Origin of the sequence: uncultured Stenotrophomonas sp. (assembly GCF_945952405.1) — a bacterium.
Lineage (GTDB): Bacteria > Pseudomonadota > Gammaproteobacteria > Xanthomonadales > Xanthomonadaceae > Stenotrophomonas.
Genome location: NZ_CAMFIA010000002.1, coordinates 169,563 through 186,247 on the forward strand (window position 1 = coordinate 169,563; position 16,685 = coordinate 186,247).

At 67.1% G+C, this 16,685-nt stretch carries 12 protein-coding genes; 7 read left to right on the top strand and 5 right to left on the bottom strand.

The features are described from left to right. Nucleotides 1-213 precede the first annotated feature (213 nt). The 6 genes from purB (at nt 214) to lpdA (ending at nt 10,348) form a co-directional block, all read left to right on the top strand. A complete protein-coding gene (gene purB / locus Q0P60_RS03115) occupies nt 214-1,581 on the top strand; it encodes an adenylosuccinate lyase (RefSeq protein ID WP_294988122.1) in 1,368 nt (455 codons plus the stop codon). 693 nt (nt 1,582-2,274) lie between these two features. Next, nucleotides 2,275-3,684: a cupin domain-containing protein gene (locus Q0P60_RS03120; RefSeq protein ID WP_294988124.1), complete on the top strand. Its 1,410-nt coding sequence runs from the start codon at nt 2,275-2,277 to the stop codon at nt 3,682-3,684. Nucleotides 3,685-3,693: 9 nt separating this feature from the next. Next, a complete protein-coding gene (locus Q0P60_RS03125) occupies nt 3,694-4,590 on the top strand; it encodes a GNAT family N-acetyltransferase (RefSeq protein WP_294988126.1) in 897 nt (298 codons plus the stop codon). Between the two features lie 186 nt (nt 4,591-4,776). Continuing rightward, nucleotides 4,777-7,608 carry a 2-oxoglutarate dehydrogenase E1 component gene (locus tag Q0P60_RS03130; RefSeq protein WP_294988128.1) on the top strand — a complete coding sequence of 944 codons (2,832 nt, stop codon included), beginning with the start codon at nt 4,777-4,779 and terminating at the stop codon, nt 7,606-7,608. 40 nt (nt 7,609-7,648) lie between these two features. Further along, nucleotides 7,649-8,848 carry a dihydrolipoyllysine-residue succinyltransferase gene (gene sucB, locus Q0P60_RS03135; protein WP_294988130.1) on the top strand — a complete coding sequence of 400 codons (1,200 nt, stop codon included), beginning with the start codon at nt 7,649-7,651 and terminating at the stop codon, nt 8,846-8,848. 63 nt (nt 8,849-8,911) lie between these two features. Beyond that, a complete protein-coding gene (lpdA, locus tag Q0P60_RS03140) occupies nt 8,912-10,348 on the top strand; it encodes a dihydrolipoyl dehydrogenase (protein ID WP_294988132.1) in 1,437 nt (478 codons plus the stop codon). A 120-nt stretch (nt 10,349-10,468) separates the two neighbouring features. Here lpdA and Q0P60_RS03145 read toward each other — a convergent pair whose 3' ends face one another. Then, nucleotides 10,469-11,371 carry a LysR family transcriptional regulator gene (locus Q0P60_RS03145; RefSeq protein WP_294988134.1) on the bottom strand — a complete coding sequence of 301 codons (903 nt, stop codon included), beginning with the start codon at nt 11,369-11,371 and terminating at the stop codon, nt 10,469-10,471. 129 nt (nt 11,372-11,500) lie between these two features. On the opposite strand from Q0P60_RS03145, the gene gstA reads away from it, so the two are divergent. Further along, nucleotides 11,501-12,103 carry a glutathione transferase GstA gene (gene gstA, locus Q0P60_RS03150; RefSeq protein WP_294988136.1) on the top strand — a complete coding sequence of 201 codons (603 nt, stop codon included), beginning with the start codon at nt 11,501-11,503 and terminating at the stop codon, nt 12,101-12,103. Nucleotides 12,104-12,128: 25 nt separating this feature from the next. Here gstA and Q0P60_RS03155 read toward each other — a convergent pair whose 3' ends face one another. From Q0P60_RS03155 to Q0P60_RS03170, 4 genes are all read right to left on the bottom strand, one after another. After that, on the bottom strand, nt 12,129-12,377 hold the full coding sequence (locus Q0P60_RS03155) for a hypothetical protein (RefSeq protein WP_294988138.1): 249 nt from the start codon (nt 12,375-12,377) through the stop codon (nt 12,129-12,131). After that, complete coding sequence (locus Q0P60_RS03160) at nt 12,374-12,586, bottom strand: hypothetical protein (RefSeq protein ID WP_010486834.1); 213 nt, start codon at nt 12,584-12,586, stop codon at nt 12,374-12,376. Before Q0P60_RS03160 ends, Q0P60_RS03155 begins: the two co-directional genes overlap by 4 nt. Before the next feature lie 168 nt (nt 12,587-12,754). Continuing rightward, nucleotides 12,755-14,344 (bottom strand): alkaline phosphatase D family protein, encoded by a 1,590-nt coding sequence (locus Q0P60_RS03165; RefSeq protein WP_294988140.1) that lies wholly within the window; start codon nt 14,342-14,344, stop codon nt 12,755-12,757. Next, nucleotides 14,344-16,587, bottom strand: a complete 2,244-nt coding sequence (locus tag Q0P60_RS03170; RefSeq protein ID WP_294988142.1) for a TonB-dependent receptor — start codon at nt 16,585-16,587, stop codon at nt 14,344-14,346. Before Q0P60_RS03170 ends, Q0P60_RS03165 begins: the two co-directional genes overlap by 1 nt. Nucleotides 16,588-16,685: the final 98 nt, after the last annotated feature.

Below are 16,685 nucleotides of genomic sequence, written 5' to 3' on the forward strand. Positions count from 1 at the left end.
GCCCACGATACTCCCTTGCCCATCGCGCGGGATGACGAGCACGGGCCAGATCGTTCCGTCCGCACGGCCGTTCTGCATCCACAACGGTAGTGCCGCCCGCTGGGCGGCATCCGCGCCGGGTCCGCTTCACCAGGGTTACCGGCCAGCGGCCGGCACGACCTCACCGGCACGTCGTAGAATATCGGCCCCGCCGCTCGTCCCAGCCCTGCCGACATGTCCGATTCCGCCCTGCTCGCCCTGTCCCCGCTCGATGGCCGCTATGCCGGCAAGGTCGATGCCCTGCGCCCGATCTTCTCCGAGTACGGCCTGATCAAGGCCCGCGTCACGGTCGAGGTGGAATGGCTGCTGGCCCTGGCCGCCGAGCCTGGCATCGTCGAGCTGGCCCCGTTCTCCGAGGCGGCCATCGGCCGCCTGCGCGCCCTGGCTGCCAGCTTCAGCCCGGCCCAGGCCGCGCGCGTGAAGGAGATCGAACGCACCACCAACCATGACGTGAAGGCGGTGGAGTACTTCATCAAGGAACAGCTGAAGGACGATGCCGAGCTGGCCCCGGCGCTGGAATTCGTGCATTTCGCCTGCACCAGCGAAGACATCAACAACCTCAGCTACGGCCTGATGCTGGAACAGGCCCGCCGCGAAGTGCTGCTGCCGACCCTGGACGGCATCGCCGCTACCCTGCGCACGCTGGCCCACGCCCAGGCGGCCCAGCCGATGCTGTCGCGCACGCACGGCCAGACCGCCTCGCCGACCACGCTCGGCAAGGAGCTGGCCAACGTGGTCGCACGCCTGGAGCGCCAGCGCCGGCAGATCGCCGCGGTCGAGCTGACCGGCAAGATCAACGGCGCGGTCGGCAACTACAACGCCCACCTGGCCAGCTACCCGGACGTGGACTGGCCGGCCTTCGCCGAACGCTTCGTGACCGGCCTGGGCCTGGTGTTCAACCCCTACACCACGCAGATCGAGCCGCACGACAATGTCGCCGAGATCGGCGATGCCGCGCGCCGCGCCAACACCATCCTGATCGACCTGGCCCGCGACATCTGGGGCTACATCTCGCTGGGCTACTTCAAGCAGCGCCTGAAGGAAGGCGAGGTCGGTTCCTCGACCATGCCGCACAAGGTCAACCCGATCGACTTCGAGAATGCGGAAGGCAACTTCGGCATCGCCAATGCGCTGTTCGAGCACTTCAGCGCGAAGCTGCCGATCAGCCGCTGGCAGCGTGACCTGACCGACTCCACGGTGCTGCGTGCGCTGGGCACCGCGTTCGGCCACAGCCAGGTGGCGCTGGATTCGCTGGCCAAGGGCCTGGGCAAGCTGGAAGTGAACCCGCAGCGCCTGGACGCTGATCTGGACGCTGCCTGGGAAGTGCTGGCCGAGGCCGTGCAGACGGTGATGCGCCGCCACGGCCTGCCCAACCCGTACGAGCAGCTGAAGGCGCTGACCCGCGGCCAGGGCATCACGGCCGAGTCGATGCGCGCGTTCGTGCAGGGGCTGGAGCTGCCGGCGGATGCGAAGCAGCGGCTGCTGGAGATGACCCCGGGCAGCTACACCGGGCTGGCCGAGTCGCTGGCGAAGAAGATCTGAGGGGTTTGCTTGCGGCGGCGGCCGCGGGCGCTGCCTGCGGCAGGCCGTTACTGCCAGGGCAACAGCAACAGCAACTGCAACGTCAAAGGCGGCTCTGGAGTGCTGTGAGCTGGGTGGGTCGGGATGGGCCAGCGGGACACGCCGTGAACCCATCCCTGGGGGCTCGATGGCGCCATCCATGGCGCCAACGGTCCCGCTGGCCCATCCCGCCCCACCTCGGACAGTCTCCCGGTGACGGATCGAAGAGCGTTGGGTTGTCGGGACGGAATTTGAAAGAGGGACGCGGCGTTGCCGCGTCCCTCTTTTGTTTTGGGCTGTTTGTAGAGCCTGAGCAAGCGCAGCGCGCGATCCGCTTCTGCCTTGCTTTTCCTCTTCCATTCCGTGGCGGGCCGCGCAGGAAACTGTCAGGGGCCGGGCGGGTGGGCTGCGCGGGGGTGTCCGCGGCATGGATGCCGCGGCCAAGCCCCCAGGGATGGGTTCACGGCGTCCCCCGCGCAGCCCACCCGCCCGGCCAAGCACTGCTTTTGCTTTTGCTTTTGCCTTCGCCCCCCACCCGCCACGAGGGGCTTCGCCGTTGGCCGGATCCCCCGCGACAATCCCGCGCACGTGCGCAATCCCCACGAACGGCGGACAATGGAGCCCTTGGCGGCCCGCCGTGCCGCCCCTCCCGCTTTCCGCTGCAAGGATTCCCCCATGGCTGCCCGCAAGTCCTCCGCCCCCCTGATCGAAGTCACCGCCCGCCCCGGCCAGCCGCTGGGCATGGCGGCGGCCACCTTCCTGCGCGACTTCTGGCAGAAGCGCCCGCTGCTGATCCGCAATGCCTTCCCTGACTTCCAGACCCCGGTGCAGCCGGAAGACCTGGCCGGCCTGGCCTGCGAGGAAGGCGTGCTGGCGCGCCTGATCGAGCACGACAAGACCCGCGACGGCTGGCGCGTGCGCACCGGCCCGTTCCAGGAAGAGACCTTCCCGGCCCTGCCCGACCACGACTGGACCCTGCTGGTGCAGGACGTGGACAAGTGGGACCCGGACGTGCGCGCCCTGATCGAGCACTTCAGCTTCCTGCCGCGCTGGCGCATGGACGACGTGATGATCAGCTTTGCCGCCACCGGCGGCTCGGTCGGCGCCCATGTCGACCAGTACGACGTATTCCTGCTGCAGGCCCAGGGCCATCGCCGCTGGCAGATCGACGCCAGTGAATCGATCAAGGGCAAGCAGCCGCCGCTGGGCTTCCGCCCGGATGTGGAACTGAAGCTGCTGAAGGTGTTCAAGCCGACCCATGACTGGGTGCTGGCGCCGGGCGACATGCTGTACCTGCCGCCGAACGTGCCGCACCACGGTGTGGCCGAAGACCCGTGCCTGACCTTCTCGTTCGGCATGCGCGCACCGTCCTCGGCCGAGCTGATCAGCGACTACCTGGACACCCTGATCGCCGATGCCGACGAGAACATCCGTTACCAGGACGCCGACCTGAAGGTGCCGGCCGACCCGAACGAAATCGACACGGTCGCGATGGCGCGGGTGATCACCGCGCTCAACGCGATCCGCATGAACGACCCGGACAAGCTGGGCGACTGGTTCGGCCGCTTCATCACCACCTACCGCGCCGCCGGCGAAGTGATGGCCCACCAGGCCGCTCCGCCCGCCGAGGAAGTGGTCGAGGCGCTGGCCTCCGGCCTGCTGCTGCAGCGCCACCCGTGGGCACGCCTGGCCTGGCGCCGGGCCAAGCGCGGCGCCAGCCTGTATGTGAGCGGGCAGGACTTCGCGCTGCCGGTGAAGGACGCACAGCGCCTGGCCGCTGCCGAGCAGCTCGATGCCGCGGCCTATCGCAGCCTGTCCGACAAGGGCCGCGGCGTGGTCCAGCAGTTGCTGGTCGGCGGCGTGTTGCAGCTGATCGACCCCAACCAACGGTATGACGACGAAGACCAGGACGACGGCGAGGACAGCGTGGTGCTGGGCGAAGTGGTCGAAGGCCGCGACCGCGTGGACGCGATCGACGACGATGCGGTGTCCGACGATGTCCACACCGTGACCGTGCACGACGACGGCATCGAGGTCATCGTCAACTTCGAGGACGACGAAGAAGACGACAGCGACCGCACCTGAGCCAGCGCCATGATCCGGGTCCAGCAGGTCAGCCACGCCGATGCCCATGCCGCCATCCACGACGTGCGCCAGCGCGTGTTCGTGCAGGAACAGGGCATTGCCGCCGAGCTGGAGCGCGATGCGCTGGACCCGGTCAGTGCCCACGTGCTGGCACGGGATGACGACGGCCAGCCGGTCGGTACCGGCCGACTGGCCCCGGATGGACGCGTCGGCCGCATGGCGGTGCTGGCCAGCTACCGCGGCCACGGGGTCGGCGAGACCCTGCTGCAGGCACTGGTCGAGGCCGCACAGCGGCTCGGCCTGGCCGAGCTGCACCTGCACGCGCAGCTGCCGGCCCGCGATTTCTATGCCCGCCAGGGCTTCCTGCCCGAAGGCGAAGTGTTCGAGGAGGCCGGCATCGGCCACCAGCAGATGCGCCGCCGGCTGGGCGCGGCCAGCGCCATCGACCGCCGCGCCGAGGCGATCGCGGTCACCACCGCCATCGTCCACCGCGCCCGCCGCCAGCTGTGGCTGCACAGCCGCCAGCTCGACCCGGGCCTGCTCGACGCCGCACCGGTGCAGGCCGCCCTGCGCCGCTTCGTCACCGCCCGCCACGACAAGCAGCTGCGGGTGATCGTGCACGATGCCGCGGCGATCGCCAGCGCCGGCGCCCCGCTGCTGGCGCTGGCCCAGCGCCTGCCCAGCGTGATCCAGTTCCGCGAGGTCAGCGATCCGGTCGATCGCGCACTGGCTTCGGCCTGCCTGCTCAACGACGCAGGCGACTTCTACTTTCGTCTGATCGGGCACCGCCTCGACGGCGAGGCCGGCATCGCGCTACCGGCACGTTCGCAGCCGTTCGAGCAGCAATTGCAGCGTGTCTGGGACCGTTCGCGCGAATGCAGCGAACTGCGCGCGCTCGGCATCTGAGCCGACGCCGCGAACCCAACCTGTCTGGAAGCGGCACCGGGGGACCGCGGATGCCCGTGGTGCTGCCCCTTCGTGTCCGGATGGGGGTACAATTTGGCTGTTTGAACGCGCCCGCGCAGGGCTATTCATGTTCCTGCCGGGTCCTTCTGAAGCCATACCCCACAAAGCGAATCAACACCCTCCATCGTGGACAATCAACTGAAGCAGTTTGCGCAATCTTCGCAACTCGCCGGCGGCAACGCCTCCTATGTCGAGGACCTGTACGAGCAGTACCTGGTCTCCCCGGACAGTGTCGATCCCAAATGGAAGACCTACTTCGACGGCTTCAAGGGCCGCGAAGCAGGCGACATTCCGCACTCGGCCGTCATTTCCCACATCGCGGACGCGGCCAAGGATGCGCTGAAGGCCGGCACCGGTGCCGGTGCGGGCGACGAGCGTGAACGCAATGTCGGTCGTCTGATCACCGCCTACCGCTCGCGCGGCCACCTGGATGCCCGCCTGGATCCGCTCGGCCTGGCCGCCCCGGTCAACACCCCGGACCTGGGCCTGCCGTTCCACAGCCTGTCCGATGGCGACCTCAACAGCGAGTTCAGCACCGGCGGCGTCGGTGGCCAGCCGCGCATGAAGCTGCGCGACCTGCTGGCACGCCTGAAGGCGACCTACACCGGCTCGATCGGTGCAGAGTTCATGCACATCTCCGAGGTCGAGCAGCGCCAGTGGATCTACAGGAAGCTGGAAGCGGCCGGTGGCAACTACCAGCTGGACGCTGACACCCAGCGCCGCACCCTGGAGCGCCTGACCGCGGCCGAAGGCCTGGAGCGCTACCTGCACACCAAGTATGTCGGCCAGAAGCGCTTCTCGCTGGAAGGCGGCGATTCGCTGATCCCGATGATGGACACCATCATCCGCAATGCCGGCAAGGATGGCGTCAAGGACGTGGTGATCGGAATGGCCCACCGCGGCCGCCTGAACGTGCTGGTCAACACCCTGGGCAAGAACCCGCGCAAGCTGTTCGACGAGTTCGAAGGCAAGTTCGAGCACGACGAGCATGCCTCGGCCGGTGACGTGAAGTACCACATGGGCTTCTCCGCCGACGTCGCCACCGATGGCGGCCCGGTGCACCTGGCGCTGGCGTTCAACCCGTCGCACCTGGAAATCGCCGACCCGGTCGTGGCCGGCTCCGTGCGTTCGCGCCAGGAACGCCGCAAGGACACCGCGCGCAAGCAGGTGATGCCGATCCTGATCCACGGCGACGCGGCCTTCTCCGGCCAGGGCGTGGTCATGGAACTGTTCCAGATGTCGCAGGCCCGCGGCTTCGCCGTCGGCGGCACCGTGCACATCGTGGTCAACAACCAGGTCGGCTTCACCACCTCCAACCCGCTGGATACGCGCTCCACGCGCTATGCCACCGACGTGGCGAAGATGATCGCCGCCCCGGTGCTGCACGTGAACGGCGATGATCCGGAAGCGGTGGTGTTCGCCGCGCAGCTGGCCTTCGAGTTCCGCCAGAAGTTCGCCAAGGACGTGGTCATCGACCTGATGTGCTACCGCCGTTGGGGCCACAACGAGGCCGACGAACCGGCGATCACCCAGCCGCTGATGTACCAGGTGATCCGCAAGCACGCCACCACCCGCGAGATGTATGCCGAGCAGCTGGAAAAGGCGGGCGTGATCGCCGCCGGCGCCGGCAAGGCGATGGTCGATGCCTACCGCGAGAAGCTGGACGCCGGTGAAGTCACCACCGAGCTGGCCAAGGTCGAGAAGACCCCGCCGAGCAGCCCGCTGTTCGTGGATTGGCCGAAGCTGCTGGAAGGCAAGCTGTCCGATCCGGTCTCGACCAAGGTCGAGAAGAACAAGCTGGTCGAGCTGGCCAAGCTGATCAACACCATTCCGGACGAAGTGCAGCTGCACTCGCGCGTGGCCAAGGTCTACGACGACCGCCGCAAGATGGCCGCCGGCGAGATCCCGGGCGACTGGGGCTTTGCCGAGAACCTGGCCTACGCCACCCTGCTGGACGAAGGCCATGCCCTGCGCCTGGTCGGCCAGGACGTCGGCCGCGGTACGTTCACGCACCGCCACGCGATCCTGCACGACCAGAAGACCGACAACTACTACATGCCGCTGCGGCAGCTGGTGGATTCGCCGGAGAAGGCCACCGTCATCGATTCGCTGCTGAGCGAAGAAGCGGTGATGGCCTACGAGTACGGCTTCTCCACCACCGATCCGAACACGCTGTGCATCTGGGAAGGCCAGTTCGGCGACTTCGCCAACGGTGCGCAGGTGGTCATCGACCAGTTCATCGCCGCCGGTGAAGCCAAGTGGGGCCGCATTTCCGGCCTGACCCTGCTGCTGCCGCACGGCTACGAAGGGCAAGGCCCGGAACACAGCTCGGCACGCCTGGAGCGCTTCCTGCAGCTGTGTGCGCTGGAGAACATGCTGGTGGTGGTGCCGTCGACCCCGGCACAGGCCTTCCACATGCTGCGCCGCCAGCTGCACCTGACCACCCGCAAGCCGCTGGTGGTGATGTCGCCGAAGTCGCTGCTGCGCCACAAGCTGGCCGTGTCGACCCTGGACGAACTGGCCAACGGCGAGTTCCAGCACCTGATCGGCGACGCCAACGCGGATGCCAAGAAGGTCAAGCGCGTGGTGCTGTGCTCGGGCAAGGTCTACTACGACCTGCTGGAAGACCAGACCAAGCGTGGCCAGGACGACGTGGCGATCATCCGCGTGGAACAGCTGTATCCGTTCCCGCGTGCGCTGCTGGCCGCCGAACTGAAGAAGTACGGCAAGGCCACCGACGTGGTGTGGACGCAGGAAGAACCGCAGAACCAGGGTGCGTGGTACCAGATCCGCCACCACCTGCAGTTCTGCCTGGCCGATGGCCAGAACCTGCACTACGCCGGTCGCGCACGTTCGGCTTCGCCGGCTGCCGGTCACATGGCTGACCACGTCCGCGAACAGCAGCAGCTGGTCGCCGATGCACTGGTCAACCCGTTCAACGACACGTTCGCTGAATAATCCTCCCCCTATTTAGAAGACAAACCAGGAAGCTCCCGCAATGGCCACCGAAGTCAAAGCCCCGGTACTGCCCGAATCCGTCGCCGACGGCACCATCGCCACCTGGCACAAGAAGGTGGGCGACGCCGTCAAGCGCGACGAAAACCTGCTTGACCTGGAAACCGACAAGGTCGTCCTGGAAGTGCCGTCGCCGGTCGACGGCGTGATCAAGGAAATCAAGTTCGCCGAAGGTTCGACCGTGACCTCCAGCCAGGTCGTGGCGATCATCGAGGAAGGTGCCGTGGCCGCTGCCCCGGCTCCGGCTGCTGAAGAGAAGAAGGCCGAGGCCGCTCCGGCCGCTGCCGCTCCGGCCGCCGCCGCGGCTCCGGCCCCGGCTGCCAAGTCGGCCGCCGACGCGCTGCCGCCGGGTGCCCGCTTCACCGCCATCACCGAAGGCGTGAACCCGGCCGACGTTGACGGCACCGGCCGTCGCGGCGCAGTGACCAAGGAAGACATCGTCAACTTCGCCCGCAACGGCGGCGCCGGCAAGGCCGGTGGCGCACGTCCGGAAGAGCGCGTGCCGATGACCCGCATCCGCAAGCGCATCGCCGAGCGCCTGATGGAGTCGAAGAACTCCACCGCCATGCTGACCACCTTCAACGAAGTCGACCTGTCCAAGGTGTCGGCTGCGCGCAAGGAACTGCAGGACGAGTTCGTCAAGGCACACGGCATCAAGCTGGGCTTCATGAGCTTCTTCGTGAAGGCCGCTGCCAACGCGCTGCAGCGCTTCCCGCTGGTCAACGCCTCGATCGACGGCGACGACATCATCTACCACGGCTACTCGGATATCTCGATCGCCGTCTCGACCGAGAAGGGCCTGGTCACGCCGGTGCTGCGCAACGTCGAGCGCATGTCCTTCGCCGACATCGAGAAGACCATCGCCGACTACGCCAAGAAGGCACGTGACGGCAAGCTGGGCCTGGATGAACTGCAGGGCGGCACCTTCACCGTCACCAACGGCGGCACCTTCGGCTCGCTGCTGTCGACCCCGATCATCAACCCGCCGCAGAGCGCCATCCTCGGCATGCACGCCATCAAGGAACGTCCGATCGCCCAGAACGGCCAGGTCGTGATCGCGCCGATGATGTACCTGGCGCTGTCGTACGACCACCGCATCATCGACGGCAAGGATTCGGTGCAGTTCCTGGTGGACATCAAGAACCAGCTGGAAAACCCGGGCCGCATGCTGTTCGGCCTGTAAGAAACCTCCCGCCCCTCCGCGTCCGCGCGGAGGGGTTCTGGTAATGCATCAAGGAATAAATCAATGGCTGAACAATTCGACGTCGTCGTCATCGGTGCCGGCCCGGCCGGTTACCACGCTGCCATCCGCGCGGCCCAGCTGGGCCTGAAGACCGCCTGCATCGACGCAGCGCTGGGCAAGGACGGCAAGCCGGCACTGGGCGGCACCTGCCTGCGCGTGGGCTGCATCCCGTCCAAGGCGCTGCTGGATTCCTCGCGCCAGTTCTGGAACATGAGCCACATCTTTGGCGACCACGGCATCAGCTTCAAGGATGCCAAGATCGACGTCGAGGCGATGGTTGGCCGCAAGGACAAGATCGTCAAGCAGTTCACCGGCGGCATCGGCATGCTGTTCAAGGCCAACAAGGTCGCTGCGTACTACGGCTTCGGCGAACTGCAGCCGGGCAACGTGGTCAAGGTCACCCAGCATGATGGTTCCATCGTCGAGCTGAAGGGCACCAACGTGATCATCGCCGCCGGTTCGGATTCGATCGAACTGCCGTTCGCCAAGTTCGACGGCGACACCATCGTCGACAACGTCGGCGGCCTGGACTTCACCGAAGTGCCGAACCGCCTGGCCGTGATCGGCGCCGGCGTGATCGGCCTGGAACTGGGCAGCGTGTGGAAGCGCCTGGGCGCTGAAGTCACCATCCTGGAAGCCATGCCGGACTTCCTGGCCGCTGCCGACGCCGAAGTGGCCAAGACCGCCGCCAAGGAGTTCAAGAAGCAGGGCCTGGACATCAAGCTCAATGCCAAGGTCTCCAAGACCGAGATCACCGGCAAGGGCAAGAAGAAGGAAGTCATCGTCACCTACACCGACGCTGAAGGCGAAAAGACCCTGACCGTGGACAAGCTGCTGGTGGCCGTTGGCCGTCGTGCTGCCACCAAGGGCCTGCTGGCCGAAGGCACCGGCGTGAAGATCAACGAGCGCGGCCAGATCGAAGTCGACGCGCACTGCCACACCGGCGTCAATGGCGTCTGGGCGGTCGGCGACTGCGTGCGCGGCCCGATGCTGGCGCACAAGGGCTTCGAGGAAGGCATCGCGGTGGCCGAACTGATCGCCGGCCTGCCGGGCCACGTCAACTTCGACACCATCCCGTGGGTCATCTACACCGAGCCGGAACTGGCGTGGGTCGGCAAGACCGAAGCCCAGCTGAAGGCCGAGGGCATTCCGTACAAGGCCGGCAGCTTCCCGTTCGCCGCCAACGGTCGTGCCGTGGCGATGATCGAGCCGGCAGGCTTCGTGAAGATCCTGGCCCATGCCGAAACCGATCGCATCCTCGGCATGCACCTGGTCGGCGCCAACGTCTCCGAGCTGGTGCACGAAGGCGTGCTGACCATGGAGTTCAGCGGTTCGGCCGATGACCTGGCCCGCATCTGCCACGCCCACCCGTCGCTGTCGGAAGTGATCCACGACGCGGCCATGGCGGTCAGCAAGCGCGCCATCCACAAGGCGAACTGATCTGCACCCCGGTGGGTGCCGACCGTCGGTCGGCACACCTCCGTAAACAGAAAACCCCGCCTCGGCGGGGTTTTTTGTGGGCCCTGCGCACCGCACCTGCAGGACCGCCCTCGCCGCTGCCTATGCCATCGTCGCAGCAGCGCCGGCCGGCGAGACCCCACCCAGCTCCTGCAGCAACAGCCGGGTCGCACGCGATGCCGTGCCTGGCTGCGCGCAGACCAGGCCGAACCTGCGTTGGATGATCGGCTGTACCGGCAGCACCCTCAGGCCGCGCCGATCCTCGGGCAGGGTCGATTCGGGCAGCAGCGCCACCCCCAGGCCCTCGCGCACCAGCACGCAGGCGCTGGCCCAGTCACGTACCGTCACCCGCACGTCCGCCAGTTGCAGGCCCGCCGTCTGCATCAGCTGCTGACCATTCACCGCGCAACCGCCGGTGGCAAGGATGAAAGGCTCGATGGCCAGTTCGGCCAATGCGACGCCACGCTCGCTGGCACGCCGTGCCAGCGGATGTGCAGTGGGAACGACAGCCATCCATGCATCATGCCCCAGCAGCACCGGCGCGCGATCCTGGTCTGGATTGAGTATCACGCCCACATCGATTGCGCCGGTACCCAGCCACGCTTCCACTTCTTCATCGGTGCCCTCCACAGCAACCACTTCGATTCCCGGATGGCGGCGCTGGAAGTCGCGCAACAGCACCGGTAGCAGTGTCGAAATGACCGAGGGGAAACTGCCCAGGCGGATACGGGCGCCACTCAACCCCCGGCTGTCATCGGCCAGCGTGCGGATGGCCTGCAGTTCGGCCAGCATCGTCCGTGCGTGGTCGATGACCCGCTCCCCCAGCACGGTAATGCCGACCTGCCTGCGCTCGCGGGTGAACACGGCGAAGCCCAGCGCTGATTCCAGCTGCGCAATGGCCTGGCTGGCGCCGGACTGGGTGATGCCGACACGTTCGGCCGCCGCCGAGATGGTGCCTGCATCCGCCACTGCGACCAGGAGCCGCCAATGCACAAGGTTCATCATCGTAGGCAGTAGCTCCGCTTATGGCCTAAAACTAAAAGCTTAATTTTACCCCATGGCTGCGGATCCGCAGACTGCCAGGCATCGGCCCGCCGCAAGCGGTCTGCCACATCCCTGCCCTGGAGATCCTGCATGAAGCTGTACTACGCCCCCTACACCTGCTCACTGTCGCCGCATATCGTGCTGCGCGAACTTGGCCTTCCGTTCGAGCTGGTCAGGGTCGACAACACCACCAAGCAGACCGCCGATGGCCGCGATTTCCGCGCCATCAACCGCAAGGGATATGTGGCCGCGCTGGAGCTGGGCGATGGCCAGGTGCTGACCGAGGGACCGGCCATCGTCCAGTATCTGGCCGACCTGAAGCCCGAGTGCGCATTGGCGCCCGTGGCGGGCAGCTGGCAACGGGTGCGGCTGCAGGAATGGCTGAACTTCGTCACCAGCGAGATCCATGCCGGTTCGGCTCCGCTGTTCAATGCAGCGCTGGCCGACGACGCCAAAGGGTACTTCCGCGAAAGACTGTTCAAGCGCTTCGATCTGCTGCAGGAAACCCTGGCCCACCAGGATTACCTGATGGGGGCCTCGTTCAGCGTGGTCGATGCCTATCTGTTCACCGTGCTTGGCTGGTGCCGGTTCTTCGCCATCGATCTTTCCGCATGGCCGGCACTTCCCGCCTATGTGAAGCGCATCAGTGCACGACCAGCCGTGCAGGCGGCACTGCGCGCCGAAGCAACGTGACGCAGCGCCGAGCACCGGCTCGGCTCTAAACCTTTGCAGGGGGCTTCTTCGGCGGATCGTCACATTGGCGATGCTTGACCACGGTGCCGCCGACCTTCCATTGCTTCACCACCCGGCAGCGCTGCCGGGCTTTCGTCCCGGTGGCCGCCGCCGCGTCCGCTTCATCGGCGGCGGCAGCCTGCTGGCGTTCCAACCAGGCCGACGAAGGCACCGCCGGCGTGGCCAGCGCCGGGCCGGCCAGCAGGCCCAGCATCGCCAGCAACACCGCCTTCATGCGGCAACGGCGCGGCCGCCGAGCAGGCGCGCCGGCAGCATGAACAGCGCACGCAGGAAGGCGAACAGCGCCGAGAAGGTGATGCCGACCAGGCGGAACGGCAGGCTCAGCAGCCACACGAACGGCCAGGCGATCAGCGCGAGGATCGCCAGCGGCCAGCACAGCACGAACAGCAGGCACCACACGCCGAGCGCGAACAGGGTCTTCATCACGGTCTCCTTGTGGCGGCACCCTGCCGCCTGTGGCCACCATGGCGCCCTGCCCTGGCCGCCGGCAAACGGTTTGCGACGAAACCGGGCTGGGGGCGATGAAACCGGGGGTGGGGAAACCGGAGATTCAGGAGGTTGCCGGCCAGCGGCCGGCACTCCCGAACGGATTCACACCGGGACTGCGCCCGGACGGCCATGCGCCACCTGGAAGCGTGCCGCGGTACGCACCGCGGCATCCGGGCGGAGCACGCTGTCGGCGAAGCGCAGCTCGGCCTCCACCGTCTGCCGGTTCAACTGCAGTTTCCACCAGCCGCGGCGATCGCCATCGAAGTAGCGGATATGCGGGTTCTGCGCGATCGACGGGCCGTAGTACGGGCCATAGGGCGTGTCGTCGCCGCCACTGCTGATCGCCGGCGCAATGAACTCGGTGGCCAGCACCGGCGCGTCGGCGGCGTCGAAATCCAGCTTCAGGTCGTTGACGAAGCTGGAGTGCCAGTCGCCCCCCAACACGATGGCGTTGCCCTGCCCGCCCGCCTGCAAGGCCTGCAGCAGGCGGCTGCGTGCAGCGGGATAGCCATCCCAGGCATCGTTCCAGAAGCGCTCGCGCGCGGTCCCGGCGTCCAGTCGCAGCTGTGCCATCAGCAGCTGCTGCACCACCACGTTCCAGCGCGTGCCCCGCGCCGCCGCCATCGACTGCGCGAACCAGGCTTCCTGGCCGGCACCGAGCATGCTCATGCGCGGATCCAGTGCCGCCTGGCAACGCGGCGACTCGCCGACGCCACAGGGATTGGCCGGGCGGAACTGACGGCAATCGAGCAGGGTCAGCTGTGCCAGATCGCCGTAGCGCAAGCGCCTGTGCACGCGCAGGCCGCCATTGCCCGCAGGCGTACTGCGCATCGGCAGGTGTTCGTAGAACGCGCGATAGGCCGCAGCGCGGCGCACGATGAAGTCCTCGCCCGATACGCCGGGCTTCTCCGGATGGATGCCGGAGTAGTCGTTCTGTACCTCATGGTCATCCCAGATCACTGCGAAGGCGTGCGCGGCATGCGCGGCCTGCAGGTCCGGATCGAGCTTGTACAGCGCGTACTGGTCACGATAGCGTTCCAGGCTGACGGTCTCGCCTTCGAAGCGCTGCGCATCCAGTGTGCGCCCGCGTGCGTTCTGCAACGGGCTGTATTCGTACAGGTAGTCGCCGGCATGCAGCACCAGGTCGACATCACTGCGCGCGATGTCACGCAGCACCGGGTAGTAGCCGCTGTTCCAGGCCTGGCAGGTGCACAGCGCCAGCCGCAGCTGCTGCAGTGGCGTATCCACCCGCGGCGCGGTGCGGAAGTGGCCGACCGCGCTCTGCTCATCGCCGTCGCAGGCGAAACGGTAGTAGTAATCACGGCCCGGACGCAGGCCGTTGACCTCCACGTGCACCGAATGCGCCAGTTCCGGCACCGCTGCGGCCACGCCGCGCTGTACCAGCCGCTGCATGCCCGGGTCTTCGGCCACGAACCAGCGCACCGGCACCGCCCGCGGCGGCATCCCGCCGCCATTGAGCGGGTCCGGCGCCAGCCGCGTCCACAACACCGCGCCCTGCGGATCCGGATCGCCGGCGGCGACACCGAGGGTGAACGGATCGCGCCCCAGCCGGGGCCGTGGGCCGGCCGTGGCCAGCCCCGGCATCGCGGCCAGCGCGATCGCGGCGCCCGTACCCTGCCACGCCATGCGCAGCAGGCGACGACGGCTCTCCGGATCGACAGGCCCGCGCATCAGAAGTGCACGGTGGCGGTGGCCATCACCTGCCGCGGCGCGCCGACCTGCATGGTCGCCAGGCTGCGGGTCGGGTCGGCGGCGTAGGTACCGTTGGTATTGATCGAGGACAGGTAGCGCTTGTCGGTCAGGTTGGTCAGGTTCAGCGCCACGCTGAGGTTCTGCGCCGGGCCCAGCCTGCCGAAGTCATAGGCCACCGACGCGTTGACCAGCCAGTAGCTCGGCACCGAGACATCGTTGGTATAGGTCACGTAGCGCTTGCCGACGTGATTGGCGACCAGGCGCAGGTCCCACGGGCCGGGCGTCCAGGCCAGGGTGCTGGCGAACATCCATTCCGGGGTATCGACGGTCTTCTTGCCGCGGGTCGGCACCACGCCGTTGTTCACGTAATCGTTGTCGTAGGTACTGTCATTCCACGACAGCGCGTTGGACCAGGTCAGGTCCTGCATCGGCTTCAGCTGCAGGGTCGCCTCGGCGCCACGGCTGGTCACCGAGCCGACGTTGGAGAACAGTGCCGGGCAGCCGAGGATGCCCACGCACTGCGCGATCGCCAGCAGGCGGTTGTCGAACTTGACGTCGTACACCGCGACCGAGGCTTCATAGCCCTGGCCATAGCCACGCCAGCCCAGCTCCAGGGTGCGCGACTGTTCCGGCTTCAGGTTCTTCGCGCTGGCGTCGAACGCGGCCTGCGGCACGTTGAACGGGCTGCCGACGCCCAGCGCGTAGGCGGCGATGTTCTTGGCGAACGAACCGAAGATCTCGTTGCCTTCATTGAGCTTGAAGTTGAAGCCGGCCTGCGGCAACAGGCCCTTCTTCGAGGTCAGGCTGCTGTTGTTGGCGTAGCTGCCCAGCGGCGTGCGCACGCTGGTACGGGTGTGCGGCGACTTGGCACCGATGTCGATGGTCAGGCGGTCATCGAACAGGCGGAAGCGGTCCTGCACGTAGAACTGGCGGGTGATGGTGGTATAGCGCTGGTGCCAGACGCGCTGGTCCGGGTTGCGCAGGAAGAAGTCGTCGGTGATCGGGCCGTCGATGTAGTAGAAGTTGCGCTGCACGCTGTGCCCGTTGTCCTCGTACCAGAGGCCGGCCTCCAGTTCGTGGCCGCCGACATTCCAGGTGAATGCCGAGGTCACGCCGGTGCGGTCGATCGCATACTCGGTGGTGCGGATCGAGATCGGAATCTCGCGGCTGGTACCCGGATTGGACGGATTGGACGGACTGAACCAGTGGCCCTGGCCGCGGTTGCTGTGGTTGTAGACATTGACCTTCAACCGCATCGATTCATTCAGGCCGAAGTCGCCGGCGATGCTGGACAGGTCATCGTTGCGCAGGCCGTGGCCAGAGTAGTACGCGTCCCACGGGCTGTTGACGCCGCCGCTGAACCTGCCGCGTGCAGCAGCGACCGCGCGGTCCCAGTCCGGCGCGTAGTTGTCCCAGTCCCAGCCGAGGCGATCGATCATCTCCAGCGACAGATCCTGGTAATCCGCTTCGACACGGCGCGAGGCGTTGAACAGCGCGGTGATCCTGCTGTCCGCGCCGAAGTTGTAGGTGGCCTTGCCGTTGAACTGCTTCAGTTCCTGCGAGCCCTTGCCCTTCCACTTGTCACCTTCGGAGTACGCGCCGGACAGGTAGGCGGCGAAACCCTGGTGCTCGCCGGTTTCCAGCCGGGCATAGCTGCGGCGCGCACTATCGCTGCCGAAGCCCTGCGCCAGCACCACGCCGTACTCGGTGGCCGGATCGATCGAGTAGAACTGGAACACGCCGCCGAGGTTGCTGGTGGACGGCGTGCCCAGGGCGCCGATGCCGGTGGACACCTCGGCACCGCCCAGGTTCTCGCTGATCACCGCGCGGCTGATGTGCAGGCCGTTGCTGTTGCCGTAGGCCATGTTGCCCAGCGGGATACCGTCAAGGGTGTAACCGAGGCGGTTCTGGTTGAAGCCGCGCAGGCTGATGGTGGTGGACCACTCATAGGCACCGGTGGCGTCGGCCGATTCGAAATGGACGCCCGGCTTGGTTGCGAGCAGCTTCAGCGGATTGGCACCGGGCGGCAGCACCTTCATGTCCTCGGCGGTCACGCGCTGCACCTGGCGGGCTTCGCCGCGGCCGATCACCGAGATCGAATCGAGCGTGGTGGCCGACGGCGCATCGGCAGCGGGGGCGGTTTCAGCAGCGGCAAGCGACGGCAGCGAAGCACAGACCATCAGGGCCAGCAGAGTGCGGCGAAGCGGAGCGTGGGACGGCATGGGGGCGGATTCCTTGGGCGCGCTGGACGCCGAAGGGCGGCGTCGAAGGACAGCAGCGGCGGAATCGTAGAAGCGGCGCGTTACATGTCATTTACACG